Raw genomic sequence first — 24,119 nt, forward strand, 5'->3', positions numbered from 1 at the left:
GATATTTTAACGTGTTCCCGACGACTAGGAGTACAAGTGACTGCGACCCAGGAACCTGTGACGCCTGCCGCCGCCTTCGACCAGCCCTACGAGTACGCCCGCGCCGAGCTGGTGGAACCCGACTGGCGCCGCTTCCCCGGCTGGCACGACGTGACCGAGGCCGAGTGGCGTGACGCGCAGTGGCAGCGGGTGCACTGCGTCCGCAACGCCAAGCAGCTGCGCGCGCTGATGGGCGACCTGCTGGAGGAGCGCTTCTACGACGACCTGCTCGCCGACCAGCGCGAACTGGCGACCATGTCGATGCTGCTGCCACCGCAGATGCTCAACACGATCGCGCCGACGGCGGGCACCGACCCGGCGAAGGTGACCGAGGCCTTCTACGCCGACCCGATCCGCCGCTACATGCTCCCGGTCAAGAGCGACCGCGACGCCACGTGGCCGAGCCACCCGCACTCCGAACGCGACTCGCTGCACGAGGCGGAGATGTGGGTCGTGGAGGGCCTGACCCACCGCTACCCGACCAAGGTGCTGGCCGAGATGATCTCGACCTGCCCGCAGTACTGCGGCCACTGCACCCGGATGGACCTGGTCGGCAACTCCACCGAGACGGTCGAGAAGCACAAGCTGACCCTCAAGCCGGTCGACCGCCAGGACGCGATGATCGCGTACCTGAAGAAGACCCCGGGCGTCCGCGACGTGGTCGTCTCGGGCGGCGACGTGGCCAACGTCCCGTGGCCGCAGCTGGAGTCGTTCCTGATGCGCCTGATGGACATCGACACCGTCCGCGACATCCGCCTGGCGACCAAGGCACTGGCGGCGCTGCCGCAGCACTGGATCCAGCCGAAGGTCGTCGAAGGCCTCGAGCGCGTCGCCGTGACCGCCCAGCGCCGCGGCGTCAACCTGGCGATCCACACCCACGTGAACCACGCCCAGTCGGTGACCCCGCTGGTGGCGGAGGCGGCCCAGACGGCGCTGAACGTGGGCGTCCGCGACGTCCGCAACCAGGGCGTGCTGATGCGCGGGGTCAACGCGACCCCGGCGGCGCTGCTGGACCTGTGCTTCGCGCTGCAGGGCGAGGCGAACATCCTGCCGTACTACTTCTACATGTGCGACATGATCCCGAACGCGGAGCACTGGCGGGTGTCGGTGCACGAGGCGCAGGAGCTGCAGCACTCGATCATGGGGTACCTGCCGGGGTACGCGACCCCGCGCATCGTGTGCGACGTGCCGTACGTCGGGAAGCGGTGGGTGCACCAGCTGGCCGAGTACGACCGGGAGCTGGGGATCTCGTACTGGACCAAGAACTACCGGACGGGGATCGAGCTGGATGACCCGGAGGCGTTGAACCGCCGCTACCCGTACTACGACCCGATCTCGACGCTGCCGGAAGCCGGCCGGAAGTGGTGGGCGAACCAGGGCTGACGCCCCGGGGGCCGGGTCCGCGGGGCGGATCCGGCCCGCTCAGCCCAGCAGGGTCAGGACCGCGGCCGACTTCGCCGGGTCGAGGAACCGCAGGCCCATGAAGTTGTCGCCGACGGTGAAACCGGGCAGCGCCCAGATCTCCTCGTACGGCACCGCCGCCGGCCGGTAGTGCCGCAGGCTGTAGACATTGCTCCACACGCACTTGCCCGGCTCCGGGCGCCACAGCCGCCGGGCGAACGCCGGGTCGCGGAAGCTGTGGCCGACCTCCGCGACCGCTCGGACGTGCTTGCCGCCGGTGAGCAGGACGACGTCGCCGGTGCGCACGGTCGCCATCCGCTTGTCGTGCTTCTCCGTGGCGCCCCAGAAGCGGGCGCTGCCGTCCGGGTGCAGGGCCCGCAGCCGGGCCAGGGCCTCCGGTGGGGCGGTGCGGAACGGGACCGGGTGGTCGAGGGTGGCCGCGCCGTAGCGGCGGGCTTCGGGGGTGCCGTACGACGGCTGGATGAAGACCTGCGCCACGCCGGGCACCGTACCCCGCCGGTTCGCCCGCCACGGATGACCTCCGCGGCGCCGCGGGCTGCCACCGTGGGACGGCCGATTCCCGCCCGTCCCGGAAGGTGCCGCATGGTGCGAGTTTCGCTCACCGATCAGCCGACCGGACGGTGGCCCCGCTGGGTGGCGGGCCGGCGGTGGACGCCGCCGGGTGAGCCGCCTGGCGGGGCCGTGGCCGGTCGGCTGGTTGCGCCCATGGGTGCCGGGCCGTCGCCGACTGAGCAGGGGGCCGGCGATCCGGTGCCGGGCGAGCCACTGCCCGGTGTGCCACGGAACGGCAACCCGGCCGAAGGTGCCGAGCCACCGGCGGATGAGCCGGGTGCCGGAAAGCAGCCGCCGGGCGAGCCGGGGGTTGGCGAGCAGGAGCCGGGGAACGGCAAACCGGCGAACGGTGCTGGGCCACCGCCGGGCGCCCCAGGTGCTGCCGGGCCACCGCCGGGCGAGTCGAAGGGTGCCGGGCCATCGCCGGGCGCCCCAGGTGCCGCCGGGCCACCACCGAGCGAGCCAGAAGGCGCCGAGCCACCGCCGGGCGAGTCGGAAGGTGCCGGGCCACCGCCGGGCGAGTCGGAAGGTGGTCCGCCGCCGGATGAGCCCACGGGTGGCTCGGTGCCCCGGGCGCTCGTGGTGCTGCTCGGGGCCGCCGCCGGGGTGGTGGTGCTGGGCGGGTTGCGGGCCGTGGCCTGGCTCGCCGGGCCGGTTTTCCTCGCTCTCGTCGTTGTCATCACCCTCGACCCCGTGCGGACCTGGTTGCGTGGCAAGGGGTTGCCGCGCTGGCTGACCGTCACCGTGCTGGTCGCCACCGTCTACACCGCGCTGCTGGGCGTCTTCCTGGTGGTCGTGGTGTCCCTCACCCAGCTCTCGGCCCTGCTCCCCCGCTACTCCGCCCGGCTCGACGACCTGCTGCACGGCGGGCTGGCCGCGCTCGGGCGGGTCGGGGTCGGGGACCAGCAGATCCGCGAACTGCTGTCCTCCGTGGACGCCGGGAAGCTGGTCGGGCTGGCCGGTTCCCTGCTCGCCGGGGTCGGCGGCCTGGCCACGAACCTCGCGTTCCTGCTGGCCCTGCTGCTGTTCCTGAGCACCGAATCGGCGTGGGCCGGGCAGCGGCTGGAGCGGATCTCGCTCGACCGGCCGTGGATCAGCACCGCCCTGCGACGCTTCGCTTCCGGCACCCGCACCTACCTGATCGTGACGACCGTGTTCGGTCTCCTCGTGGCCGGGCTGGACACCGTCGCGCTCGCGCTGCTCGGCGTCCCGGGTGCGGTGCTGTGGGGGTTGCTGGCCTTCGTGACCAACTACGTCCCCAACGTCGGTTTCGTCATCGGCGTGGCCCCGCCCGCGCTGCTCGCGCTCCTCGACGGCGGGTGGCGCGCGATGGTCGCGGTGCTCGCCGTCTACGCGGGACTCAACTTCGTGGTGCAGTCGCTGATCCAGCCCCGGTTCGTGGCCGGTTCGGTCGGGTTGTCCACTTTGGTCACCGTGCTCGCGCTGGTGTTCTGGACCTGGCTGCTCGGCCCGCTCGGCGCGGTGCTCGCGGTGCCGGCGACCCTGCTGGCGAAGGCGTTGCTCGTGGACGTCGACCCGCGGGCGCGGTGGGCGGACGCGCTGCTCTCGGCGCCCCGCCGGTGACTCAGGTCAGGCCGTGCTGGCGGGCGACCACGACGGCGGAGCGCCGGTTGTTCACGCCGAGCTTGCCGTAGATGGCCCGTACGTGGGTCTTCACCGTGTTGACCGAGACGGTGAGGTCCGAGGCGATCTCGTCCAGGGAGCGCTGCGACGGCAGCCGCTGGAGCACGACCTGTTCGCGATCGGTCAGCTCGCTGGACGCGGCGTGCGGGACGAGCCGCCCGCGGACCGACTGCGCGAAGCGGTCCAGGGAGCCGAACCCGCCGGAGTGGTCGATCAGCAGGTCCCCGACCTGCGGTCCGGCGAGCGCGAACGGGCGCACGAGCCCGTGCGGGCGGGCGAGGGTGAGCGCGCGGTCCAGCGCGTGCAGTGCCTTGGTGCGCCGGTGGGACCGCAGCGCGAGCGCGGTTTCCACGAGCCAGGCGTCCACCGGGGTCGACGGCAGCAGCGCGGGGGCCGCCACGGCTTCGGTCAGGACCGCCTCGGCCTGCTCGGTCTCGCCGGCCGCGAAGTGCGCGCGGGCCTGCAGCAGCGCCGGTTCGGCGGTCCCGGGTAGCCGGTCTTGGGCCCAGGCGAGCACTTCCGTCGCGTGCAGGGCTTCGCCGAGGGCGAGCGCCGCCTGGTGTTCGGCGACCGCGCAGACCCCGGCGATTTCGCGGGGCAGCTCGAGGCCGGCCAGCCGGTGCCGGGCGGCGCGCATGGCCTGGGACCCCGCGACGCGGTCGCCGCCGTCGAACCGGACCACGCCTTCGAAGAAGCAGCGCAGCGGATCGAGCGTGGGCGCGCCGCCGGGGACGGCCGCGGCGGCGGCCTGGGCCAGTTCCCGGGCGGCGGCAACGGGTTCGCAGCGCATCAGGTCGTCGTAGGCCAGCATCAGGTGGCATTCGGCGACGCCCGGGGTGCGGCGCCAGCCGTGCCGCCGGGCGACGGCCAGCGCTCCGGTGCAGGCGCGCCGCATCGCCGCGTGCTCGCCGTGGAGGGCGGTGGCCACGGCGAGGGCCAGCCGGCTGTGGAGCACGAGGTGGTCGAGCCGTTCCCCGTCGGCCAGCCGCAACGCCTCTTCCGCACGGGTGACGGCGTGCCGCCGGGCGCCGCGGTGCAGGGAGCGCCAGGCCAGGTCGAGTTTCTCCCAGGCGTCGCCTTCCGGGGACCGCGTGGCGGGCGGGATCGCGGCCGGCGGCGGGCGCCTTCCGGTCACCAGCGCGAGGTGGCGGACGGCCAGCAGGCGCAGGCCGTCGTCGCCGCCGGTGCCGGCGAGCTCCGCCGTCGCCGCGGCGAGGTCGCCGCGCTGAAGGTGTTCCAGTGCCGAAGCCAGCCGCAGCCGGGAGCTCGCGGCGACCGTCTCGGGGCCGAGGTAGGTGAGGGCGACCCGGACCGGCTCTCCCGCACCGGCCAGCACCTGCCGGACGGCGTAGGCGCGGGCCAGTGCCAGCACGCGGTGCCGGTCGTGGCCCGCCACGGCGTGGGACAGGGCGTCGCCGAACCGCCCCTCGGCGGTGTACCAGCGGGCGGCGGTGCTGTGCAGCCGGCGGACCCGCGCCGGGCCGCGGCGGGCGAGCTCGGCCCGCAGGAAGCCGCGCAGCAGCGGCGGCAGCCGGAACGCGTCGGCCGAGGTCCGGCCGACCAGCCCGGTTTCGCGCTCCAGCTCGTCGAGCGTGACGCCGGCGTCCGCGCGGCCCGACAGCCGGGTCGCGAGCGTCGCGCTCACCGCGTCGCAGACGCTGATGCTCAGCAGCAGGTCCGAAGTGGCCGCCGGGAGCCGGGAAAGCACTTCGTCGGCCAGGAACCGCGCCACCGCGCGTTCGTCGGCGCCGACGGCCGCGACGAGCCCGTCGGCGTCTTCGGCGTCGCGGACCGACACCGCGGCCCAGCCGAGTGCGGCGGCCCAGCCCGCGGTGCGCTCGGCGAGGTCCCGGACCCGCTCGTCGCTCACCCGCGCGCCGGTGACGCGCAGCAGGCTCGCTGTTTCCTGGACGCTGAACCGCAGTTCGACCGCGCCCACCCGGGACAGTGCCCCCTCGACGTGCAGGCGGGCGAGCCGCAGCCGCGGTTCGACGCGGGTGGCCAGCACCAGGCGCAGCCCGGGTGGCCGGTGGCGGGTCAGGGCCGTGAGCGCCTCCCGCGGCTCCGGGCCGGCGAGCTCCTGGAAGTCGTCCAGCACGAGCGTCACCGGGCCGCGCGGCCCGGCGAACACTTCGCCGAGGTCGGCCAGGAACTCGGTGCGGCCGCCGGGCGGCGGCGGGTCGAGCCGGTGCAGCGGGCTGTCGGCCGGCACCGCGGGACACCGGCGCAGCGCGCCCAGGATCGCCGCCCACAGGCGGCCTTCTTCGTTGTCGTCGCGGTCGAGGGACACCCAGGCCACGTCCCGGCCGTCGGCCCAGCCGGCCAGCGCCGTGGTCTTGCCGGAGCCCGCGGGGGCCCGGACCACGGTCACCGGCCGGGCGGTGGCGCGGTCGAACAGGGCCGCGAGCCGGGGGCGGGGAACGAAGATCCCCGGCACCCGCGGCACCGTCACCTTGGCACCGGGGATCCGCCAGGACCGCGACGTCGGAAGTGCAGGCAAAGCAACCCCTCGGCGGTCGGAAGCCACGACTGTACTGATCACGGTCACGCCCTCGACGTGGTCACCAGATTTCGTACGTCGACTCGTCGCCGTGCACGACGACGGCCCAGATCACCAGGACGTCGAGGGCGAGCACGACCACCCCCCACACCGGGTAGGCGGACAGGAAAGCCAGCTGCGCCAGCGCGTTGAAGCCGGCGAGCGCGACGGTGACCACGCGGGCCCACATCGAGCCGGTGAACAGCGCGAGACCGGTCACCACGACGAGGATCCCGACGACCAGGTGGAGCCAGCCCCAGCCGGTGAGGGTGAAGACGAGCAGCCCCGACGGGCCGACCACGTAGTAGCCCCGGTGGAAGAGCGCGACCAGCCCTTCGACCACGGTGAACAGTCCGGCGAGGACCGTGATCGCCCCGGCGAACCAGATCCAGCCGACCCGCCGGGAGCGGGCGACGGCCCGTTCGGACGGTGGCGGGGTCCCGGGTCCGGTCGCGCCCGAACGGTGCTGAGTGTGTTCGCTCATGGTCCCTCTTTCCCTGGGTGGGCTTGCGGACCCGGGCGATCATGGTGGGTCCGCGGCCTGCGCGGCCTCGCCCGCGCCAGGTGAGATCAGCCTCCGCGCGGAGCGGCTCACGCCGCGCGGGCGATGCCGGGCCCGGCGGCCGGGGGCACAGTGCCGGACCTCACCGATCCCGGATCCGAGGAGGACTCCCGCCATGACTTCGCTGACCGTGTGGACCTTTCCCACCGCCGACGGCGCCGGGGACGCGCTCGGCCTGCTGAAGCAACTGCAGCGGCAGCAGCTCATTTCCATCAGCGACGCCGCCTGCGTGAGCTGGCCGGAAGGCCGCAAGAAGCCGAAGACCGACGACCTCGGCTCGCTGACCGGCGCCGGCGCGCTCGGCGGCGGGTTCTGGGGGCTGCTGTTCGGCCTGGTGTTCCTGGTGCCGCTGCTGGGCATGGCCGTCGGCGCGGCGATCGGGGCGCTGACCGGGTCGCTGGCCCACGTCGGGATCGACGAGCGGTTCATCGACAGCGTCCGGACGCGGGTGACGCCGGGGACGTCGGCGCTGTTCGTGCTGGCCGAGGACACCGTGCTGGACCGGGTCGTCGAGCCGTTCAAGGAGACCGGTGCCTCGCTGCTGACCACGAACCTCTCCGCCGAGCAGGAGGAGCGGCTGCGTGACGCCTTCGGGGAAGCCCCGCGGTAGCGAGGACCGCGGCGACGCCCCCGAGCGCCGCCGCGGTCCTGGCGGGAGGTGGCGGTGCGCCCGTGCCGCCCCCGAGCGCCACGGGACCGCGCCGCCGGGAGATCCCCTTTCGCACCCGGCTGCCGTACCTCCGCGGCTCACCTTGCCGGGCCGGGCGGCGGCGAGTCGTCACCCGTGGTGGATGACCCGCGCTTCACCCGCGACGGGCGACGTCCCCGCGGCCGTGTCGGCCGACGATCCGCTCATGCCGCACATCGACGGAGAAACCAGCGACCTCCGCATCGCCCGGGGCCGCGCCGCCCGCACCGCCGTCCCGCTTCCGGCGCACGCCGACTTCCCCGGCCCCGCCCGGCGGACCGATCCCTTCGCGCTGCTGGCCGGGCAGGACGCCGGCCGGGTGCCGGAACTGCTGCCGGTCCGCTACGGGCGGATGGCCGCTTCCCCGCTCGCCTACTTCCACGGCGCCGCCCTGCCCGCGGCCGCCGACCTCGCCACGACGCCGCGCACCGGCCTCGTCGTCCAGGCCTGCGGTGACGCGCACCTGGGCAACTTCGGGCTGTTCGCGACCGACGACCACCGGCTGACCTTCGACCTGGTCGACTTCGACGAGACCCTGCCCGCGCCGTGGGAATGGGACGTCAAGCGGCTGGCCGCGAGCGTCGAGGTGGCCGCGCGGGAGGACGGCCACGCGCCCGCCCAGCGCCGTCGCGCGGTGCTGGGCGCGGTCGAGTCCTACCGCCAGGCGATGCACGACTTCGCGCGCCGGACGCCGCAGCAGATCCGCGCGGCCCTCGCCGACGCCGGTGCGCTGCGCACGATCGCCCTGCACCGCGCGGGAACGGCGGGTCGGCGCCGGTTCACCGAGGTCCGGGCCGGGCGGCTGCGGTTCGCGGCGAGCCCGCCCGCGGTCGTCCCGGCCGGCCGGCTCGCGGGCGACGGCGACCCGGTGACGCTGGAGGAGCGGCTCGGTGTCGTACTGGCGCGCTACCGGCGCAGCCTCGGTCCCGCGCCGCGGGCCCGGCTGGACCGCTACCGGCTGGCCGACGCGGCCCGCAAGGTCGTGGGTGTCGGCAGCGTGGGGACGCGGTGCTGGCTGCTGCTGCTCGTCGGGCCGGGCACCGAAGCCCCGCTGATCCTGCAGGTGAAGGAGGCGGGACCGTCGGTGCTGCAGGGGTACACCGGGGGCGCGGTCCGCGGCGAGCCGGGCCGGCGGGTGGTCACCGGGCAGCGGCTACTGCAGGCGGTCGGCGACGGGTTCCTCGGCTGGGCCCGCAGCAGCGGGTTCGACGGGTGCTCGCGGGAGTTCTACGTCCGGCGGCCGCGCGAGGTCCGGGGCGCCGCGGAGGGCGCGGCGATGACGCCGAACGTGCTGCGGGCCCGGTCCCGGCTGTGCGGGTGGACGCTGGCCAGGGCGCACGCCCGCACCGGTGATCCGCTCGCGATCGCCGCCTACCTCGGGTCCGGCCCGGCGTTCGCCGAAGCCGTCCGGGAGTTCGCGGTGGCCTGCGCCGACCAGAACGAACGCGACCACACCGCGCTGCGCGAGGCGATCCGCGGCGGGCACGTCGCGGCGGCCGGGATCACCTCGGCCGGGTGAGGTGCCTTCGCGAATGCGGCCGGCGCATTCCGGGAATGCCGTCGGGCAGTTCCCGGACGCGGTGCACGGAGTCCACTCGCATGCCGAGCGCTTCGAGCTTCCGCACGATCCCCGGAATGCTGCACTGGTCGGCCACCGTGCCGAACACGATGGTGTCCGGCGGAACCGGGACGACGAGCATTCCCCGGCAATCGCCGACGACTTCGCCCGCCCGCTCGGGAATGCGCCCGTTACCCCGGAAGACGTAATTCGCTCCGGCCTGCGGACCACCCGGTGCCGGGCTCACCGGCTCCGCCGCCCCGCCACGAACCACGCCCCGGCGATCACGACCGCGTCGAGCACCACCACGGCCGCGGTCCAGGTGTGCGGCGGCAGGAGCACGAGCCTCGCGACCAGGTCGATCGCGGCGCGCAGGCCGAGGCGCACCGACGTCGCGGACGCGCACGCCGCGACGAGGAACACGACCGACAGCAGCGCGGCCTCGATGCCGAACCGGCCGGTGCGCAGCACGGCCAGCAGCACGAGTTCGCCGGGGCCGATCCACGAGAACCGCGTCACGGTGAATGCCCGTGCCGCCCGATCACCGTTTGTCCGGGGTTTCCCGGAATCCGCTCGATCTTTCACGCGCCATACGATTCTGTGCTCGCCGGGCGGTTTCCTCGCCCGCAGCGGATGAGCCCGCCGACCAGGAGGCCGTAGATGCCGGATCACCACGAGCGCCCGCCGCGAAGACGGGTGCCGAAAACCAGGGTCACCATCCCGGCGCCGCCGGGCGACCTCATTTCCCGGCCCCGGTTGCGCGCCGTTCTCGACGAGCCGGGTGACGCGGCGCTGGTGTTCGTCGGGGCCCCGGCCGGGTTCGGCAAGACCGTGCTGCTCGCCGACTGGGCCGGTCGCCGCCGGGACGCGGTCGCGTGGGTGTCGGCCGACGCCGACGACAACGACGAACGGGTCTTCTGGTCCGCGGTGCTCGAATCCCTCGGCGGCTGCGTCCGGATCCCGGACGGCAACCCGCTGCGGCGGCTGGCGGTGCCGGACTCACCCGGCACGGACCTGGCGTTCCTCGCTCAGGTCGCCGACGCCTTCGACGCGTTGCCCGAGCCGGTTCTGCTCGTGCTGGACGGCGTCCAGGAGATCACCGCGCCCGGTACCTGGCTCGGGCTGCAGGCGCTGGTCCGGCACCAGCCGCGGGGCCTGCGCCTGGTGGTGTCGAGCCGGCGGGAGCCGGCGTTGCCGCTGGTGCGGGCCCGGCTGGCCGACGGGCTCGTCGAGGTGGGCACGTCGCAATTGCGGTTCTCCGACGAAGAGGCGCGGGCGTTCCTCGACGCGACCGGGGCGCCGATCCCGAACGAGCAGGCCGGGCTGCTCGTCGCCCGCGCCGGCGGCTGGCCGGCCGGGCTGCGCCTGGCGGCCGCGTCGGCGGCCCGGCACGGGAGCCTGCGCGACTTCTTCGCCGGCCGCGAACGGGCGGTGCTGGACTACCTGACCGACGAGGTGCTCGCCCCGCTGAGCCGCGGCCAGCAGGACCTGCTGCGGGCCATCAGCATCTGCGACGACGTCCCGGCCGGGCTGGCCGCCGCGCTCAGCGGCCTGCCGGAGGCCGAAGCGGTGCTGCGCGAGCTCGGCGAACCGGCCGTCCAGGTGGTCCGGACCACCGGGACGCCGCCGCGGCACCGGCTGCCGCCGCTGCTGCGGACCTACCTGCGGGCCGAGCTGCAGCGGCGGGCGCCCGACCTGACCCGGGCCCGGCACGCCGCCGCCGCGCGCTGGTTCGCCGAGCACGACCGGCCCGCGGCCGCGCTGCTGCACAGCGTCCGCTCGGGCCAGGCCGCCCGCGTCGGGGAACTCGTGCGGCGGCACGCGGTGACGCTGTTCCTGGCCGGCGAGCACTCCGTGCTGCGGCTGGCGCTTGCGGTGCTCGACGACCACCGCGCCCCCGCCGATCCGCTGACGGCCCTGGTCTCCACCGCGTTGTGCCTGGAGGAAGGCGAGACGTCGGCGGCCGGGCTGCGGCTGGCCCGCGCGGAGGCGGCGTGGCCGGAGCAGCCGGCCGCGGAGCTGACCGTGCTGCGGCAGCTGGCCCACGCCCGGCTCTCGCAGCTCGACCACCACCCGGTCCAGGCGCTGCGCGCGGCCGCGCAGGTCGACGCGGACCTGGCCGCGGGCACCGAGCTCGGTGGCCTCGCCGCCCTGCACCACGCCGGCGTCCTCATCGCCCGCCACGACCGCGGCCCGGCCCGCGAGACCCTGGTGCGGGTCCTCGGCACCGCGGAAGCGCACGACCAGGACTTCATGGTCACCCAGTGCCTCACCACTCTCGGCGGGCTCGCCTGCCGCGACGGCGACTACCGGGTGATGGAAACCCTGGCCCGCCGGGTCGTGGCCCGCCACGACGGCCGCGATGCGCACCGCTCGCTCGAAGGCGCTCAGGTGTGCGCGCTGCTCGCCTACGGCAGCCTGCTGCGCGGCGAAGCGGGCGAGTGCGTCGAGCAGGCCAAGCGGATCGGGCGGCTGCTCGGCGACGCGCCCGCACGGGCGGCCCGCAACCTCCGCCTGTTCGCCGAAACGCTGCGCGGGGCCGCGGAGTTCGAGCTCGGGGCCTGGCACGCGGGACTGCGCCGGATGCGCCGGGCCCGCACGCACCTGGGGACCGGGCGCGGCTGCCCGCCCGAGCACGCCGCCCTGTGCGCGGTGCTGGAGCACCGGGCCGCGCTCCGGCTCGGCGCGGCCGGTCAGGCCAGGGAAACCGTCCACTGGGCACAGCCGGTGCTGGCCCAGGCGGGGGAACTGCGGCTGATGCGGGCGCGCACGCAGCTGCGGCTGGGCCGGCAGGGCGCGGCCAGTTCCGTGCTGCGCGCGCTGGCGGCGGACGAGGCGCCGATGCTGCTGCCGTGGGCGGCGATCGAGGCGTCGCTGGTCGGGGTGCAGGCCGCGCTGGCGGCCGGGGCGCCGGAGCGGGCGGTGCGGCTGCTCGACCACGCGTTGCGCGCGGCCGAGCCCGCCGACGTCCGGTTCCCGTTCGTCTTCGCGCCGGCCGAAGTGGCCGGTTTCCTCACTTCGCGGCTGGGCAGCCTGGGTACCGGCGAGCGGTTCGCCGGTCAGGTCGTCGCGTTGCGCCGCCGGCTGCGCACCCCGCCGATGCCGGCGCCGCTGACCGACCGCGAACGCAGCGTGCTGCGGCTGCTGCCGACCCAGCGGTCGATCGACGAGATCGCGCAGGACCTGACGGTTTCGCCGAACACCGTCAAGACGCACGTGCGCGGGATCTACGCGAAGCTCGCCGTCCGCAGCCGGCGCGACGCGGTGGAGATCGCCCTGCGGCGCGGTCTGCTCGACGCCGAGGTCACCGATTTCAGGTGAGGCGGGGCCGCCCGGGATCGGGTCGGGTGAGGCGACCCGATCCCGGTGTGAGGAGACCCCATGGACTACCCGTTCCTCGAGCTGATGTGGACGATGCTGGTGTTCTTCTGCTGGATCGCGTGGTTCTGGCTGCTGTTCGTCGTCCTGGGCGACCTGTACCGCCGGAGCGACGTGTCCGGCTGGGCGAAAACCGGGTGGACGGTGCTGGTGATCGTGCTGCCGTTCCTCGGGATCCTGCTCTACCTGATCACCAGCGGCCGCGGCATGGCCGCGCGCCGGGAGGCCCGCGAACTCGCCGTGCCGCCCCGGCTCGACACCGGCGCGACGCAGATCGCCGAAGCCCGGCGGCTGCTGGACGCGGGGATCATCGACGACGCCGAGTACCGCGTCCTCAAGCGGAAGGCCCTCGCGCCGTGAGCCGGTGGCCCGTGCGGCCGCTGCTGACCGTCACGGCGCTGCTGTGCGTGTACTACCTGCTCCCGGTGGACCAGGGGCTGCACGCCTGGACCGCGGTCGCGTTCGCGCTCGGCCTCGCCGTGGTGGCCCTGCTGGTCGTCGGCGAAGTGCGGCTGATCCTGCGCTCGCCGTTCCCCGGCCGGCAGGGCCTGCAGGCCCTTGCGCTGATCGTGCCGCTGTTCCTGCTGTTGTTCGCCGACGTCTACTACGCGCTCGGCCACGACCGGCCCGGTTCGTTCGACGTGGCGCTGACCCGCACCGACGCGCTGTACTTCACCGTCACGGTGTTCGCCACCGTGGGGTTCGGGGACATCGCCCCGGTGTCGGCGGCGGCGCGGGTGCTGGTGACCGTCCAGATGACCGGGGACCTGGTGGTGCTCGGCGTCGCGCTGCGGGTGATCGCGGCCGCGGTGCGGCACCGGAGTTCGTCCGCTCCGGCCGGGTCAGCGCGGCCGCTCCTGCCGTGGCAGCAGCAGGGCGGCGATCAGCCCGGCCGCGGCGGCTCCGGCGAGGGTGGTGAGGGCGAGGGCGAAGGTGGCGCCGGCGAGCACGGCGCCCGCCAGCGCCGTCCCCACCGAAGAGCCCAGGTTGGACACACTGCGCGAGACCCCCGAAACGTCGCCCTGGGCCGAGTCCGGGCTGCGGGACTGCACCAGGTTCACCGACGCCGTCAGCATGATCCCGACCCCGGCGCCGAGCAGGAACAGCCCGGGCACGGCGCTCGCCACGCCCGAGTCGGCCCGCACCAGCAGGAGCAGCAGCGCCAGCCCGGCGATGGTGAGGGCGAACCCGCCGCGGATCAGCCGGCGTGGTGAGTGCCGCCGGGCCAGCCGCCCCGCGGCCGCCGACGCGCCGAGGATGCCGGCGGTCGCGGGGGTCAGCATCAGCCCGGTTTCGATGGCGTCGTACCCGCGGACCTGTTGCAGGTACACGGCGATCACGAAGAAGGCGCCCTGCAGGACGAGCCACTGGACGTGCTGGGTGAGCAGCCCGAGGTTCGTGACGCGGTCGCGGAAGAGCGCGGACGGCACGAGCGGCTCCCGGCCCGCGCGTTCGCGGGCGCGGACGTGCTTGAAGAAAGCGACCAGGACGCCGGCTCCGGCGACGATGAGCACCCAGCCGCCGGAGCCGGCCCGCAGGATCCCCGAGACGACGAAGAACAGGCCGGCCGCGGAGAGGAGCGCGCCCGCGACGTCGAACGGTTTCCGCTCGCGCTCGCCGGCCGGCTCGGTGATCCGCGGCGTCGCCACGAGGATCACCGCGACGAGGAGGACCTGCAGGAGGAACGAGGCGCGCCAGCCGGCCCACGTCGTGATCAGGCCGCCGATCAGCGGTCCCGCGGCGGCGCCGAGCGCGCCCGCGCCGCTGACGACGCCGAACCGGCGGGCGCGCGTGCCGGTGTCGGGGCTGGTGACGGTGACCAGGATGTAGATCGGCGGGATCAGCAGGGCCGAACCGATCCCCTCCAGCAGCGAGTACCCGAAGATCAGCAGGCCGGGCCCGGGCGCGGCCGACGCCAGCAGCGCGCCCGCGCCGTAGACGACCAGGCCGATGGCGAAGCAGCGCTTGCGGCCGAGCACGTCGGTGAGCTTGCTGCCCGGCACCATCAGCGACGCCATGGTCAGGGTGAACAGCGTGATCGCCGTCTGGACGCCGAGCACGGTCGTGCCGAGGTCGGCGGCGATCGCGCTGACGGCGACGGTCATCGTCGTCGCGGCGTAGCTCGCGACGAACTGGGCGAGGGCCAGGGGGAACACGGTCATCGGCGGGCCTTCCGATCGGGTGGCGCACACGCTGCCGCCGGGACCGGCGGGGCACCTCACCCGGCAGGGATGAGGCAGCCGGCCCCCGCACCGGCGACGGTGCTGGACGACCGCATCCGCGTGGCCGAGGAGGAACCGTGACCGAAACCGCGATCGCCGACCACGGGCTGATCGGTGACCTGCAGACCGCCGCGCTGGTGACCACCGACGGGTCGGTCGACTGGTTCTGCTGCCCCCGCTTCGACTCGCCGTCGGTGTTCGGCGCGCTGCTGGACGACGAGCGCGGCGGCCGGTTCCGCATCCGCCCGGCCGGGCCGCACACGACGAGCCAGGCGTACTACCCGGACACCGCGGTGCTGATCACGCGGTTCAGCGGCCCGGACGGGATCGGCGAGGTGGTCGACTTCATGCCCCCGCGCGGCACCCGCCCGGCCGCGAACCACCGGATCGCCCGGCTGGTGCGCTGCGTCCGCGGCCGGATCGCGTTCGAGGTGCTGGTCGCGCCGCGCTTCGACTACGGCCGCCGTCCGCACCAGGCGATGCTCGCCGGCAGCGGCGCGGTGTTCGTCGCGCGGGAGATGTCGCTGGTGCTGCACGCGGTCCGCGAACCCGGCGACGAGCACCTGGCCGACGCGCGCGTCGAGGACGGCGACGTCCGGGCGCGGCTGGAGCTGGCGGCGGGGCAGGTCCGCGGGCTCGTGCTGGAGACCGACGCCACCGAGCCGCCGCGGGAGATCCGCCTGGCGGAGTTCACCGAACTGTTCGATTCCACGGTGTCCTGGTGGCGCGCGTGGCTGGCCCGCTCCACCTACCGCGGGCGCTGGCGGGAGATGGTGGGCCGCTCGGCGATCACGCTGAAGCTGCTGACGTACGCGCCGAGCGGCGGGCTGGTCGCGGCGCCGACGCTGGGCCTGCCGGAGGAGATCGGCGGCGAGCGGAACTGGGACTACCGCTACACGTGGGTGCGCGACGCGTCGTTCTCGGTGTCGGCGCTGCTGGCGCTCGGGTTCACCGAGGAGGCCGCGTGCTTCGGCGGGTGGCTGGGCGACCGGATCCGGGAAGGCCTGCCGCTGTCAGGCGATCCGGGTGGCGGGTCCGCCGGGCAGCACTGGGGCGCGGCGGGCCCGCTGTCGGTGCTGTACCGCGTGGACGGTTCGGTGGACCTGCAGGAGGAAAGCCTGGCGCACTGGTCGGGCTACCGCGGCTCGCGCCCGGTCCGGATCGGCAACGACGCGGCAGGCCAGCTGCAGCTGGACATCTACGGCGAGGCGCTGGACAGCGTGTTCACCGCCGACCGCGCGGGCTTCGGCATCCCCCACCGCGGCTGGACGGCCCTCCGGGCGGCGCTGGACTGGCTGGGCGAGCACTGGGACCAGCCCGAGGAGGGCATCTGGGAGACCCGCGGCGACCGCAAGTGCTTCACCTACGGCCGCCTGATGAGCTGGGTGGCGTTCGACCGCGGCATCCGCCTGGCGAGCACCCACGGCCGCCCGGCCCCGGTGGAGGACTGGACCTGGCAGCGAGACAGCATCTACGACCAGGTCCTCAACCGCGGCTGGCACCGCACGCGGCACGCGTTCGTCCAGCACTACACCGGCGACGAACTGGACGCGGCCCTGCTGCGGATGCCCCGGACGGGTTTCCTCCCGCCCCGCGACCCGCTGTGGCTGTCCACACTGGACGCGATCGGCGCGGACCTGGTGACCGACAGCCTGGTCCACCGCTACGACCCGGCGGCGGCCCCGGACGGTCTGGCGGGCTCGGAGGGCACGTTTTCGTTGTGCAGCTTCGCCTACGTCGACGCACTGGCCCGCGCGGGCCGGCTGGAGCAGGCACGGGCGGCGTTCGAGAAGATGCTGACGTACGCGAACCACGTCGGCCTGTACGCGGAGGAGATTTCGGCGTTCGGTGAGCAGCTGGGCAATTTCCCGCAGGCGTTCACGCACCTGGCGCTGATCGACGCCGCGGTGACCCTCGATGCCGCACTGGGGTGAGAACCGAAATCGCGCCGAGACAAAAGCCCGTAACAAGCGACCGGCGGCCGGCGTCACCAGACCCACGCGATTCGTGGGAGGGTGAAGATGACAGCGACCGCACCGATCCGGGAGCTTCCCGAAGAAGAACCCGCCGAGCCGGAACCGGCGGCCCCACCGGCGCCGGAGCGTGGGGAATCCCCGCGCTCGCACCTGCTGGGCGTGTGGGGCTACCTTTTCCTTTTCTGCGCACCCCTGGTGATTTCCCTGCAGATCTGGCGCGACTGGTTGCCCGGCCCGGTCTACTTCTCCGTGCTGGGGCTGGCGGTGCTGTGCTACGCGCGCGTCCTGCTGGACTTGTTCGCGGCGAAGCTCGCCAGCGCCGAAGCCAAGGGCAGGCGGAACTTCACCGGCGCGGTCGACGAGGGCGCCGTCGAGCAGCTGGCCAGGCACCTCGGGCACGACCACGGCCAGGACAGCGTCTCCGCGGAACACCTCCAGCAGTTCGCCTGGTCGCTGCTGACCCCGGCGGCCGTGCGGCGGCGGGTCACCGACGAGTACACACCGGACCACCGGACGTTGCACAAGTCCGTGTCGATGGAGTTCTCGTTCGACCGGCGGTTCCACCCGTGGAGCACGCCGGGCACCGGGAACGGGCACCTCACACCGCGCGGCGAGGGGGCGCTGGTCGCGATCACCTTGCCCAAGAAGGGACAGCTGTACGACCACTTCAGCGTCACCGACGCCGCGGGGAAACCGATCCCCCGGCTGCTCCAGCTCGAATACCGCCTGCTGGTCGCCAAGACGCTCCGCGCGCTGCTCCGGGCGGCGTTCGCGGGAGCCGAACTGACTGCGGATTGCCGGCGGGCCGAGCGGGACGCCCTCGAGGAAATCGTCCGGTTCGGGCTGCCCGAGCAGGGGCCGGACGAGACGGACCGGGAGTTCCGGATCCGCCAGGACGACCACCTCGACCACCGGCGGCGGGTGCTGGAACGGATCGGGGGACTCGAGCTCCCCGACGGCGGCGACCCCCGGTTCCTCCGGCTCGCGGTCGAACTGGTTTCGAAGCTGTCGCTCAACTACGCGGTCGTGGTGGCCGTCCCCGGCCAGGGCGAGCGGTACGTGGTCAAGTACGACTACACGCTGATCCCCGACCTGGAACTCGGGAAGCTGACCGGGCGGCGCGGCCTGCGCAGCCGGCTGCACTTCCTGCTGGGGACCCGGCCGGTGTTCCTGTCCGTGAGCGCGCGGAACGCGGCCTACTGCCAGAGCTACCACCTGACGATCAACGCCTCGTCCAACCTCTACGTCGGCGACTTCGACATCTCCGCGATCACCGACCACGTGGACGCCGAGGGCACGGCGGGCGCCCGGCCGCGCTGGCGGGTCCGGGGACGGCGGGGGCAGCACTACTTCCACCTCCACACCCGATGCCTGAAGGTCCTCGGCAAGCAGGGCGACCCCGACCAGCTCCGGGTGAAGGTCAAGTTCTTCGAGGTCCCGCCCGGCTCACTCGGCCACGCGGGGATCGCCGCGCTCGCCTGCCTGGCCATCCTCGCGGCCGTCGCGTGGACCGTGACCGGGGCGCCCGGCGTGGACGCCGTCGACACGGAGATCGCCGCGTTCCTGCTGGCGTTCCCCGGGCTGGCGGCGGCGTGGCTGGGCTTCGAAACGAGATCGGCTCACCTGTTCGAAGGAACGCTGACCGCCCGGCTCTCCTCGGCCGCCACCTTCCTGCTCTCCCTGACCTCGAGCGTGCTCCTGCTCCTCACGACCTCGCACGTGGTGTCCGGGCACCGGGTCCGGCTCTTCGTGTTCGGGGCCGCCGACTGGCTGTGGTCGCTCCTGGTCGGGTGCGCGCTGCTGCACGCCGCCGCGATCTGCGCGTTCTGGTGGCAGCGGGCCACCTTCTACCGGCGGCTGGCCGTGCGGCCGGTGGGCAGTGCCGGGCCGCGGGCGACGTCCTGATCCGAATCCGAGGAGGAAAGCATGACCATGCGCGAGTTCGCCCGGCTGCTGATCGGCCGCCGCGGTTACGACTACCTGGCGGCCGCCCGTGCGGAACGGCGGTACAACAACCGCGAACGCGAGGAGGTCAAGGAAGCCCAGTGGAACGTGAAGACGTTCGACTGGCCGCTGAGCCACCCCGACGACGTCGCCGACGACGACGGATTCCGGTTGCTCGGCAGCGACGCCTACGTCCGGGCGCTGGACGGGCTGGACAGCAGTTTCGTCCGGCAGCCCGTCGCCGGCCCCGCGGAAGGGGACGGGTAGCTCAGCCGCCGTGGGTGGTGTCGCTCTGGTAGGTCGTGTACGTGTACGGGTTGTCCAGGATCTTCGTCTCCGGGACGTCCGGGTTCATCCCCTGCCGCCACGCTTCCTCGCCCAGCTGCGACCGCAGGTGCTCGACCGTGTCCTCGACGCGCCGGCGGAGTGCGGGGAGGTCCACGCCCACCAGCCGGCCGTCGCGCTTCACGACGCGGCCGTCGACCAGGACCGTGTGGACGTCGCCGCGCTGGGCCTGGAAGGCCACGTGGCCGTACGGGTTCAGGACGGGGAACGACGCCGGCGAGTCGTCGTTCTTCAGCAGGACCACGTCCGCCTTCTTGCCGACTTCCAGCGTGCCCAGGTCCGTGCGGCCCAGTGCGTGAGCGCCGCCGCGGGTGGCCCAGTCCACCACCTGGTCCGCGCGCAGGGCCGCGTGTGTCACCGTTTCGCCCTTCGCGTGGGCTTCCAGGTGTTCGCGGGATCGGTCGGCGCCCAGGGTCGCGCGCATCGCGGAGAACAGGTCGCCGCTCCACCAGACCGAGGTGTCCATCGACAGCGACACCGGGATGCCGTACTGGCGCAGGGCCCAGGTGGGCGGGTAGCCCTGGCCGGCGCTCTGCTCGCTTTCGGTGGACACCGACACCGAGCCGCCGGTCGCGGCGATGCGGTGGTAGGAGTCCGCCGACAGGGAGGCGCCGTGGACGTAGACCGTCTCCGGGGTCATGAAGCCGTGGTCGTGCATCAGGCGGATGCCGTCGTCGCCGGTCGCGCCCCACACGCCCGCGTGGGTGGTGACCGGGACGCCGAGGTCGCGGGCGACTTCGAACGCCGGTTTCTCCGGGAACGCCGGGTCGCCGGTGACGTCGAACGCGAGCTGGAAGCCGAGGTCGCCGCCGGTGCGGCGGGAGACGAAGTCGCGGAACTCCGGCGTGCCGGTCCAGTTCGCGGGTGCGTCCTGGATGTTGCCGTAGGCGAGGACGAACCGGCCGGGGACGGCTTCGAGCGCGTCGGCCGCGGCGTCGGCGTGCTGGGTGGTCTGCAGGCCGTGGGACCAGTCCACCGTGGTCGTGACGCCCGCTTCGAGCGCTTCCCACGCGCCGAGGAGGTTGCCCGCGTAGATGTCTTCGGGGCGGAACACCTTGCCCCATTCGAGGTAGTACCAGACGAAGTACTGCGTGAGCGTCCAGTCGGCGCCGTAGCCGCGCATGGCCGTCTGCCACAGGTGCCGGTGGGTGTCGATCATCCCCGGCATGACCAGCCCGCCGGTCGCGTCGATCTCCTCCGTGCCGGCGGGGACCTCCAGCGCGGGCCCGATGGCGGCGATCCGGTCGCCGGTGACGAGGACGTCTTCGCCGGGCAGCACCCGGTGGGCGTCGGCCAGCACCGTGCCACCCCGCAGGACGATCGATCCGCTCACCGCTGCCTCCAGTTGCGTACACTCGTCCGCCAGACGGACATCGGGTGGGTGCCGCCACTTTCGTCCAGTGCCGAGCCGGTGTCAATCCCCGCCGCTACGCTGCGGTCAGGACCATCGGAGAGGGAGGTGGCGCATGCCACGCGAGGGAACCGGTCCCGACTTCATCGAGGCGCTGGCCCGCGGGCTCGAGGTGATCACCGCGTTCCGGCCGGGCCGCCCGGCGATGACGCTCGCCGAGGTCGCCACGGCCGCCGGCCTGGCCCGCCCGACCGCGCGCCGGATCCTGCTCACCCTGGAGGAGCTCGGCTACGTCCGCAGCGACGGGCGCGACTACGCGCTCACCCCGCGCGTGCTCGACCTCGGCGTCGCCTACGTCCGCTCGACCGGCCTGTGGGACGTCGCTCGCCCCCACCTGGAACGCCTGGTCGCGCGCACGAACGAATCGTGCTCGATCGCCCAGCTCGACGGCTCCGACATCGTCTACGTCGCCCGGGTGGCGGTCCCGAAGATCGTCGCGCTCGCCGTGCAGATCGGCACCCGGTTCCCGGCGCTGCCGACGTCGCTGGGCAAGGTCCAGCTCGCCGCGCTGCCGCCGGACGAGCTGGAGGCGGTGCTGGCCGAGCCGAGCCGGTCCGGGCTGGTGCCGCGCTGGCGGCCCGAACGCCCCGAACGCGACGCCGAGCTGCGCGAAGTCCGGGCCCGCGGCTGGGCACTGACCGACGAGCAGCTCGCGCCGGGCATCCGGTCGGTGGCCGCGCCGCTGCGCGACGGGTCCGGGCGGGTGATCGCCGGGGTGAACGTCAACTGCCACGCCGCGGAGACGCCGGTCGAGAAGCTGCTGGAGCACCACCTGCCGCTGCTGCTCCAGACCGCCGGGGAGATCAGCGCGGACTTCGCCCGCCTCGACACCGTCCCGCACGTCACCGTCCCCGCCGCGCCCTGACCGCCCCCTACCCCCTCGATTGGGGCCCACCCGCGCGTCGCCCCGAGGTCGCCCGGCCGCTGTACCGGGTGGGCCGGGCCCGTGCCTTGACCGCGCCGCCGCACGCGAGCAGACTGCGGACACCAGTCCGTCAGACGGACAGATGTGGAGGCGTTGCGTGGATCGACCCGAGGGCCCGCTGTCCGGGCTGCTGGTCGCGGACTTCTCCCGGGTGCTCGCCGGGCCGTACGCCACGATGCTGCTGGCCGACCTCGGTGCCGACGTCGTCAAGGTCGAGGGGCCGCAGGGCGACGAGACGCGCACGTGGATGCCGCCGGTGCGCGGCGACGTCTCCACCTACTACCTCGGCGTCAACCGCGGGAAGCGGTCGATCGCCCTGGACCTGCGCGACGAGGCCGACGCCGCGGCCGCCCGCGAGCTGGCCGCCCGCGCGGACGTGGTGATCGAGAACTTCAAGCCCGGCGGGCTGGCCAAGTACGGCCTGGACTACGAAACCGTCCGCGCGGCCAACCCCCGCGCCGTCTACGCCTCGATCAGCGGGTTCGGCTCGGGCGAAGGGCGGCACGTGCCCGGCTACGACCTGATGGTGCAGGCGATCTCGGGGCTGATGAGCCTGACCGGCGATCCCGACGGGCCGCCGTACCGGGCCGGGATCTCGGTGTTCGACGTGATGGCCGGCAACCACGCGGTGATCGGCATCCTCGCCGCGCTGCGCCACCGCGACGCCACGGGCGAAGGGCAGCACGTCGAGGTCAACCTGCTGTCCTCGGCGCTGACCGGGCTGGTCAACCACAGTTCCGCCTACGCCGCCGGTGGCGTGGTCCCGTACCGGATGGGCAACGCGCACCCGAGCGTCTTCCCCTACGAACCGCTGCCCACCGCGGACGCCGACCTGATCGTCGCCGCGGCCAACGACGGGCAGTTCCGCCGGCTGTGCGAGGTGCTGGACCTGCCGGACGTCCCGGACGACCCGCGGTTCGCCCGCAACGCCGACCGCACGAAGAACCGCGAAGAGCTCCGGCCGCTGCTCGTCGAGCGGCTGAAGACCCGCGCCGCGGTGGACTGGTTCGAAGCGCTGACGAAGGTCGGTGTCCCGTGTGGACCGATCAACACCATCGACGGCGGGTTCGCGATGGCCGAACGGTTCGGCCTCGACCCGGTCGTCGAGGTCGGTGAAGGTGACCGCGCCGTCCCGACCACGCGCCACCCGATCCGGTTCTCCGCGACCCCCGCCGCCTACCGGCTGCCGCCGCCCGAGCTCGACGAACACGGCGCCGAACTGCGCGCCTGGCTGACGGAGGACCGCGATGCCTGACCCGGCCTACGAAACCGCGCTGGGTTCGTCCACCAAGGACAAGATCACGCTGCTCGGCCAGGACCTCGCCGAGGACGTGATGGGCTCGGTCGGCTTCGGCGAGCTCGCTTTCTGGCTGGCGACGCAGCGCCGGCCGGCCAAAGGGGAGACCCGGGTCTTCGAAGCGGTGCTGGCCGCGCTGGCCGACCACGGCTTCACCCCCACCGCGATCGTCACCCGGCTGACCTACCTGTCCGCCCCCGACTCCGTCCAGGGCGCGCTCGCCGCCGGGCTGCTGGGCGGCGGGTCGCGCTTCCTCGGCGTCACCGAGGACTGCGGCCGGTTCCTGCACGGCGTCCTCGCCGGAGCCGAGCTGCCCACCGACGAGGCCGGCTGGGACGCGCTCGCGCTCGCGACCGTCGAAAACCGCCGGGCGGAAAAGAAGTTCGTCCCCGGGCTCGGGCACCACGTGCACAAGGACGGCGACCCGCGCACCCGGCGGCTGTTCGCCATCGCCGAGGAGGAAGGGCTGCGCGGCCCGCACCTGGAGCTGTTCGCCGCGATCGGGCGGGTGCACCCGCGGGTGCTGGGCAAGACGCTGCCGCTCAACGGCGCGGGCGTCTGCGGGGCGGCGCTCGCCGACCTCGGGCTGCCGCTGGAGCTGCTGCGCGGGTTCGCGCTGCTGGCCCGGACCGCCGGGCTGATCGGCCAGCTCGCCGAGGAGCTGCGCCACCCCGTCGCGAACGACATCTTCCTGTCGGTCGACCTGAACAACCGGCCGGTCCCGCCGGACCCCGAATCCTGAGAGGAACGCCGATGCGGCTCGTCACCGAGGACAACATCACCGAGCTCGCCGCGGCGCGCTGGGCGAGCGCGCACGACCCGCGGACGGCGGAGGTGCTGGCCGCGCTCGTGCGCCACCTGCACGCCTTCGCCCGCGAGGTGCGGCTGAGCGAGACCGAGTGGATGGCCGCGATGCGGTGGCTCACCGAAACCGGGCAGATCAGCGACGAGAAGCGGGAGGAGTTCATCCTGGCCTCCGACGTGCTCGGCCTGAGCATGCTGGTGGTGCAGATGAACCACGCTTTCGACGCGAAGGCGACCCCGGCCACGGTGCTCGGCCCGTTCCACATCGACGGCTCCCCCGAAAAGGAGTTCGGCGGGGACATGTCCGACGGCCTGCCCGGCACGCCGCTCTACGTCACCGGCACCGTCGGCGGGCTCGACGGCTCCCCCGTCGCCGGCGCGGTGCTGGACGTGTGGCAGGCCGACGAGGAAGGCGCGTACGAGTCGCAGATCCCGGATGTCGACGAAGCCCGGCTGCGCGCGAAGTACACCAGCCGCGCCGACGGGACCTACTGCGTGCGCACCATCGCGCCCAAGGGCTATTCGATCCCGATGGATGGCCCGGTCGGCGAGCTGATCCGCGGGACCGACATCAGCCACTTCCGGCCCGCGCACGTGCACTTCCTGATCAACGCGGCCGGCTACGAGCCGCTGATCACCCACCTGTTCCAGGAGGGCGCCGAGTACCTGGACACCGATGTCGTGTTCGGCACCAAGCAGGAACTGGTCGTCGCGTTCGAGCCCCGCGACCCCGGGCCGACCCCGGACGGCGGGCAGTCCGCCGTGCCGTGGCTCGAAGCCCGGTACGACTTCGTCCTCCAGCCCGTGTGATCC

20 protein-coding genes and 1 pseudogene are annotated in these 24,119 nt (G+C 73.8%); 14 read left to right on the plus strand and 7 right to left on the minus strand.

The annotated features are described in order from the left end of the window. The first annotated feature begins 36 nt into the window (after positions 1-36). Positions 37-1,422, plus strand: a complete 1,386-nt coding sequence (locus AB5J73_RS36510; protein ID WP_370963373.1) for a KamA family radical SAM protein — start codon at positions 37-39, stop codon at positions 1,420-1,422. A 39-nt stretch (positions 1,423-1,461) separates the two neighbouring features. On the opposite strand, the gene AB5J73_RS36515 is transcribed toward AB5J73_RS36510, so the two are convergent. Beyond that, complete coding sequence (locus tag AB5J73_RS36515; RefSeq protein ID WP_370963374.1) at positions 1,462-1,938, minus strand: hypothetical protein; 477 nt, start codon at positions 1,936-1,938, stop codon at positions 1,462-1,464. Between the two features lie 639 nt (positions 1,939-2,577). Between AB5J73_RS36515 and AB5J73_RS36520 the strand changes: the two genes are divergently transcribed. Further along, complete coding sequence (locus AB5J73_RS36520) at positions 2,578-3,597, plus strand: AI-2E family transporter (protein WP_370963375.1); 1,020 nt, start codon at positions 2,578-2,580, stop codon at positions 3,595-3,597. 1 nt (position 3,598) lies between these two features. On the opposite strand, the gene AB5J73_RS36525 is transcribed toward AB5J73_RS36520, so the two are convergent. Beyond that, positions 3,599-6,157, minus strand: a complete 2,559-nt coding sequence (locus AB5J73_RS36525) for a LuxR C-terminal-related transcriptional regulator (protein WP_370963376.1) — start codon at positions 6,155-6,157, stop codon at positions 3,599-3,601. A 61-nt stretch (positions 6,158-6,218) separates the two neighbouring features. Next, complete coding sequence (locus AB5J73_RS36530; RefSeq protein WP_370963377.1) at positions 6,219-6,680, minus strand: hypothetical protein; 462 nt, start codon at positions 6,678-6,680, stop codon at positions 6,219-6,221. 193 nt (positions 6,681-6,873) lie between these two features. Here AB5J73_RS36530 and AB5J73_RS36535 point away from each other — a divergent pair, with 193 nt between their 5' ends. Together AB5J73_RS36535 and AB5J73_RS36540 are read left to right on the plus strand one after the other, a co-directional pair. Then, positions 6,874-7,368, plus strand: coding sequence for a DUF1269 domain-containing protein (locus AB5J73_RS36535; protein ID WP_370963378.1), 495 nt, complete (start codon positions 6,874-6,876; stop codon positions 7,366-7,368). 181 nt (positions 7,369-7,549) lie between these two features. Next, positions 7,550-8,965 (plus strand): DUF2252 domain-containing protein, encoded by a 1,416-nt coding sequence (locus AB5J73_RS36540; RefSeq protein ID WP_370963379.1) that lies wholly within the window; start codon positions 7,550-7,552, stop codon positions 8,963-8,965. Here AB5J73_RS36540 and AB5J73_RS36545 read toward each other — a convergent pair. Together AB5J73_RS36545 and AB5J73_RS36550 are read right to left on the minus strand one after the other, a co-directional pair. Next, positions 8,949-9,251: a hypothetical protein gene (locus AB5J73_RS36545; protein WP_370963380.1), complete on the minus strand. Its 303-nt coding sequence runs from the start codon at positions 9,249-9,251 to the stop codon at positions 8,949-8,951. The genes AB5J73_RS36540 and AB5J73_RS36545 overlap by 17 nt on opposite strands. Then, on the minus strand, positions 9,248-9,523 hold the full coding sequence (locus tag AB5J73_RS36550) for a hypothetical protein (protein WP_370963381.1): 276 nt from the start codon (positions 9,521-9,523) through the stop codon (positions 9,248-9,250). The genes AB5J73_RS36545 and AB5J73_RS36550 overlap by 4 nt, the downstream gene beginning before the upstream one ends. Before the next feature lie 141 nt (positions 9,524-9,664). On the opposite strand from AB5J73_RS36550, the gene AB5J73_RS36555 reads away from it, so the two are divergent. The 3 genes and pseudogenes from AB5J73_RS36555 to AB5J73_RS36565 all read left to right on the plus strand — a co-directional run. Beyond that, complete coding sequence (locus AB5J73_RS36555) at positions 9,665-12,325, plus strand: LuxR C-terminal-related transcriptional regulator (RefSeq protein ID WP_370963382.1); 2,661 nt, start codon at positions 9,665-9,667, stop codon at positions 12,323-12,325. Between the two features lie 60 nt (positions 12,326-12,385). Continuing rightward, on the plus strand, positions 12,386-12,742 hold the full coding sequence (locus AB5J73_RS36560) for an SHOCT domain-containing protein (RefSeq protein WP_370963383.1): 357 nt from the start codon (positions 12,386-12,388) through the stop codon (positions 12,740-12,742). Positions 12,743-12,951: 209 nt separating this feature from the next. Further along, positions 12,952-13,134, plus strand: a pseudogene (locus AB5J73_RS36565) (ion channel); the annotation flags it as partial. A 90-nt stretch (positions 13,135-13,224) separates the two neighbouring features. Here the strand turns inward: AB5J73_RS36565 and AB5J73_RS36570 are convergent. Then, on the minus strand, positions 13,225-14,544 hold the full coding sequence (locus tag AB5J73_RS36570; RefSeq protein WP_370963384.1) for an MFS transporter: 1,320 nt from the start codon (positions 14,542-14,544) through the stop codon (positions 13,225-13,227). Positions 14,545-14,681: 137 nt separating this feature from the next. Here AB5J73_RS36570 and AB5J73_RS36575 point away from each other — a divergent pair, with 137 nt between their 5' ends. The 3 genes from AB5J73_RS36575 to AB5J73_RS36585 all read left to right on the plus strand — a co-directional run bounded on the left by AB5J73_RS36575 (position 14,682) and on the right by AB5J73_RS36585 (position 18,791). Continuing rightward, positions 14,682-16,538: a glycoside hydrolase family 15 protein gene (locus AB5J73_RS36575; protein ID WP_370963385.1), complete on the plus strand. Its 1,857-nt coding sequence runs from the start codon at positions 14,682-14,684 to the stop codon at positions 16,536-16,538. 87 nt (positions 16,539-16,625) lie between these two features. Further along, a complete protein-coding gene (locus AB5J73_RS36580; RefSeq protein ID WP_370963386.1) occupies positions 16,626-18,485 on the plus strand; it encodes a hypothetical protein in 1,860 nt (619 codons plus the stop codon). 21 nt (positions 18,486-18,506) lie between these two features. Then, a complete protein-coding gene (locus AB5J73_RS36585) occupies positions 18,507-18,791 on the plus strand; it encodes a hypothetical protein (protein WP_370963387.1) in 285 nt (94 codons plus the stop codon). A 1-nt stretch (position 18,792) separates the two neighbouring features. Here AB5J73_RS36585 and AB5J73_RS36590 read toward each other — a convergent pair whose 3' ends face one another. Then, positions 18,793-20,202, minus strand: a complete 1,410-nt coding sequence (locus AB5J73_RS36590) for an amidohydrolase family protein (RefSeq protein WP_370963388.1) — start codon at positions 20,200-20,202, stop codon at positions 18,793-18,795. 133 nt (positions 20,203-20,335) lie between these two features. Here AB5J73_RS36590 and AB5J73_RS36595 point away from each other — a divergent pair, with 133 nt between their 5' ends. The 4 genes from AB5J73_RS36595 (at position 20,336) to AB5J73_RS36610 (ending at position 24,116) form a co-directional block, all read left to right on the plus strand. Continuing rightward, the gene (locus AB5J73_RS36595) at positions 20,336-21,145 is read left to right on the plus strand and encodes an IclR family transcriptional regulator C-terminal domain-containing protein (protein ID WP_370963389.1); all 810 of its coding nucleotides are present in this window, start codon (positions 20,336-20,338) and stop codon (positions 21,143-21,145) included. 157 nt (positions 21,146-21,302) lie between these two features. Then, positions 21,303-22,460, plus strand: coding sequence for a CaiB/BaiF CoA transferase family protein (locus tag AB5J73_RS36600; RefSeq protein WP_370963390.1), 1,158 nt, complete (start codon positions 21,303-21,305; stop codon positions 22,458-22,460). Next, positions 22,453-23,244, plus strand: a complete 792-nt coding sequence (locus tag AB5J73_RS36605; protein ID WP_370963391.1) for a citryl-CoA lyase — start codon at positions 22,453-22,455, stop codon at positions 23,242-23,244. Before AB5J73_RS36600 ends, AB5J73_RS36605 begins: the two co-directional genes overlap by 8 nt. Before the next feature lie 11 nt (positions 23,245-23,255). Continuing rightward, positions 23,256-24,116 carry a dioxygenase gene (locus AB5J73_RS36610; RefSeq protein ID WP_370963392.1) on the plus strand — a complete coding sequence of 287 codons (861 nt, stop codon included), beginning with the start codon at positions 23,256-23,258 and terminating at the stop codon, positions 24,114-24,116. Positions 24,117-24,119 lie beyond the last annotated feature (3 nt).

Origin of the sequence: Amycolatopsis sp. cg9 (assembly GCF_041346945.1) — a bacterium.
Classification (GTDB): Bacteria; Actinomycetota; Actinomycetes; order Mycobacteriales; family Pseudonocardiaceae; genus Amycolatopsis.

Excerpts from the sequence above, each read along its gene's own strand:
- AB5J73_RS36585 (WP_370963387.1), top strand. The coding sequence starts at position 18,507 with ATGACCATGCGCGAGTTCGCCCGGCTGCTGATCGGCCGCCGCGGTTAC.
- AB5J73_RS36580 (WP_370963386.1), top strand. The coding sequence starts at position 16,626 with ATGACAGCGACCGCACCGATCCGGGAGCTTCCCGAAGAAGAACCCGCC.
- AB5J73_RS36595 (WP_370963389.1), top strand. The coding sequence starts at position 20,336 with ATGCCACGCGAGGGAACCGGTCCCGACTTCATCGAGGCGCTGGCCCGC.
- AB5J73_RS36540 (WP_370963379.1), top strand. The coding sequence starts at position 7,550 with ATGACCCGCGCTTCACCCGCGACGGGCGACGTCCCCGCGGCCGTGTCG.
- AB5J73_RS36610 (WP_370963392.1), top strand. The coding sequence starts at position 23,256 with ATGCGGCTCGTCACCGAGGACAACATCACCGAGCTCGCCGCGGCGCGC.
- AB5J73_RS36570 (WP_370963384.1), bottom strand. The coding sequence starts at position 14,544 with ATGACCGTGTTCCCCCTGGCCCTCGCCCAGTTCGTCGCGAGCTACGCC.
- AB5J73_RS36605 (WP_370963391.1), top strand. The coding sequence starts at position 22,453 with ATGCCTGACCCGGCCTACGAAACCGCGCTGGGTTCGTCCACCAAGGAC.
- AB5J73_RS36560 (WP_370963383.1), top strand. The coding sequence starts at position 12,386 with ATGGACTACCCGTTCCTCGAGCTGATGTGGACGATGCTGGTGTTCTTC.
- AB5J73_RS36530 (WP_370963377.1), bottom strand. The coding sequence starts at position 6,680 with ATGAGCGAACACACTCAGCACCGTTCGGGCGCGACCGGACCCGGGACC.
- AB5J73_RS36555 (WP_370963382.1), top strand. The coding sequence starts at position 9,665 with ATGCCGGATCACCACGAGCGCCCGCCGCGAAGACGGGTGCCGAAAACC.
- AB5J73_RS36535 (WP_370963378.1), top strand. The coding sequence starts at position 6,874 with ATGACTTCGCTGACCGTGTGGACCTTTCCCACCGCCGACGGCGCCGGG.